Below are 2,392 nucleotides of genomic sequence, written 5' to 3' on the forward strand. Positions count from 1 at the left end.
AACCGCACCCCCGCCCGCGCCGAGGCGATCGCCCGCGACCTGGCCGAGGCCGGCGCCGGCCCGGTCGAGGTCGCCGCGGCCCCGCCGCTCGCCGGGACGGCGCTGCTGGTGAACGGCACCTCGCTCGGCATGGCCGGCGAGCCGCCGCTCGAGATCGACCTTGCGCCGCTGCCGCCCGAGGCGGTGGTGGCCGACATGGTCTATGTCCCGCTGGAGACGCGGCTGCTGGCCGCCGCCCGGGCCCGCGGGCTGCGTGCCGTGGACGGGCTCGGCATGCTGCTGCACCAGGCGCGCCCGGGCTTCGAGGCCTGGTTCGGCGTGACGCCCCGGGTGGATGCGGAGCTCAGGGACTTCATCGTCGCGGACCTGGCCTGAGGAGGCCCCGCATGAGGGTGCTCGGCCTGACGGGCAGCATCGGCATGGGCAAGTCCACCGCCGCCGCCACCTTCCGCCGCCTGCGCATCCCCGTCTTCGACGCCGATGCCGCCGTGCACCGCCTGCAGGGCCGCGGTGGCGCGGCAGTGCGCCCGATCGAGGCCGCCTTCCCCGGCACGACGCGCAACGGTCGGGTGGACCGGGAGGCGCTGCGCGCGCGCGTGCTCGGCGACCCCGCCGCGCTCCGGCTGCTGGAGCGCATCGTCCACCCGCTGGTCCGGCGCGCCGAGCTGGATTTCCTCGCCGCCGCGCGCCGCCGCGGCGCGCCGTTGGCCGTGCTCGACATCCCCCTGCTGCTCGAAACCGGCGGACGGGCGCATGTGGACCGGGTGATCGTCGTCTCCGCCCCGGCCGCGGTGCAGCGTGCCCGGGTGCTGGCCCGCAAGGGCATGACGGAGGAGCGGCTGAAGGCGATCCTCGCCCGGCAGATGCCGGATGCGCTCAAGCGGAGGAAGGCGGATCACGTGGTACAGACCGGCCTTTCGCGCCACGCCGCGCAACGCCAGATCCGGCGGATCGTTCGCAACCTGCGGTAGGGGTCGGCAGGCCCGGCCGGCGCCCGTGTCTTTTTCTGCGCGGCCATGTCGAATCCGGCGCTGCCCGTTCGTCGCGCCGACAGGGAAGACGCTCCGGCCTTCCCGGATCGCAGGAGGAACAGCGATGCGCGTGATGGTGATGGTGAAGGCGACCGAGGACAGCGAGGCGGGCCGCCCGCCGACGCAGGAGCTGATGGACGCCATGATGAAGTTCAACGAGGAGCTGGTGAAGGCCGGCATCATGCTGGCGGGCGACGGGCTGAAGCCGAGCTCCGCGGCGAAGCGGGTGCATTTCGACGGCTCCAGCCGCACCGTCACGGACGGCCCCTTCGCCGAGACGCGCGAACTCGTCGCCGGCTACTGGATCTGGCAGGTGAAGGACATGGACGAGGCGGTGGCCTGGGTGAAGCGCTGCCCCAACCCGATGTTCGGCCCGAGCGACATCGACATCCGCCCGCTCTACGAGATGGAGGACTTCGCGGAGTTGCTGACGCCGGACTCCCTCGAGCGTGAAGCCAGGCTGCGCAAGGAGCTCGGCGGCTGAGCTTGCGCGCCGCCATGCCCCGTCCGATGACGGGGCGTGGCGGATGAAACCCATCGGGCGATCGAGGCGGTCTTCCGGATCGAGCGGGCCAGGCTGATCGCCGGCCTCGCCAGGCTCACGCGGGATGTCGGCCGGGCCGAGGAGCTGGCGCAGGACGCGCTGCTGGCCGCCCTGGTCGCGTGGCCGCGATCCGGCGTGCCCCGCAACCCCGGCGCCTGGCTGATGGCCGCCGCACGGCGGCGTGCCCTGGACGCGCTGCGCCATGCCCGCATGCGCGAGCGCAGGCATGCCGAGATCGGCCATCTGCAGCAGGCAGGCGACGACACCGCCGAGGCGCTCGATGCCGCGCTGGACGACGATCTCGGCGACGAACTGCTCGGCCTGATCTTCGCCGCCTGCCACCCGCTGCTGCCGCCCGAGGCGCGGGCGGCGCTGACGCTGCGCCTGGTCGGCGGCCTGACCACCGCGGAGATCGCCCGCGCCTTCCTGGTGGCGGAGCCCGCCATCGCCCAGCGCATCACCCGCGCCAAGCGCCGCCTCGCCGAGGGGCGCCCGACCTTCGAGGTGCCGCGCGGCGCCGAGCGCCAGGCGCGCCTCGGCTCGGTGCTGGAGGTGATCTACCTCATCTTCAACGAGGGCTACGCCGCCACCGCCGGCCAGGACCTCACCCGCCCGGCGCTCTGCGCGGAGGCGCAGCGGCTCGGCCGCATCCTCGCGGGGCTGCTGCCGGACGAGCCGGAGGTGTTCGGCCTGCTCGCGCTGATGGAGATCCAGGCCTCGCGCCTGGCCGCGCGCATCGGCCCCGGCGGCGCCTCCATCCCGCTGCCGGAGCAGGACCGCGCGCGCTGGGACCGGCTGCTGATCCGCCGGGGCCTCG

Annotated in this window: 3 protein-coding genes and 1 pseudogene; all 4 read left to right on the forward strand. The window is 74.5% G+C overall.

The window, feature by feature from the left end; genetic code table 11:
* Nucleotides 1-375 (forward strand): annotated as a pseudogene (locus tag OZN99_RS29915) (shikimate dehydrogenase); the annotation flags it as partial.
* An 11-nt stretch (nucleotides 376-386) separates the two neighbouring features.
* Entirely contained in the window at nucleotides 387-971 is a 585-nt protein-coding gene (gene coaE, locus OZN99_RS29920) for a dephospho-CoA kinase (RefSeq protein ID WP_270938857.1), read from the forward strand.
* Nucleotides 972-1,095: 124 nt separating this feature from the next.
* Nucleotides 1,096-1,515, forward strand: a complete 420-nt coding sequence (locus OZN99_RS29925) for a YciI family protein (RefSeq protein WP_270938858.1) — start codon at nucleotides 1,096-1,098, stop codon at nucleotides 1,513-1,515.
* Nucleotides 1,516-1,551: 36 nt separating this feature from the next.
* Nucleotides 1,552-2,392, forward strand: an 841-nt coding sequence (locus OZN99_RS29930; RefSeq protein ID WP_270938859.1) for an RNA polymerase sigma factor, incomplete at its 3' end; no start/stop codon positions are given.

Source organism: Falsiroseomonas oryzae (assembly GCF_027856955.1).
GTDB lineage: Bacteria > Pseudomonadota > Alphaproteobacteria > Acetobacterales > Acetobacteraceae > Falsiroseomonas > Falsiroseomonas oryzae.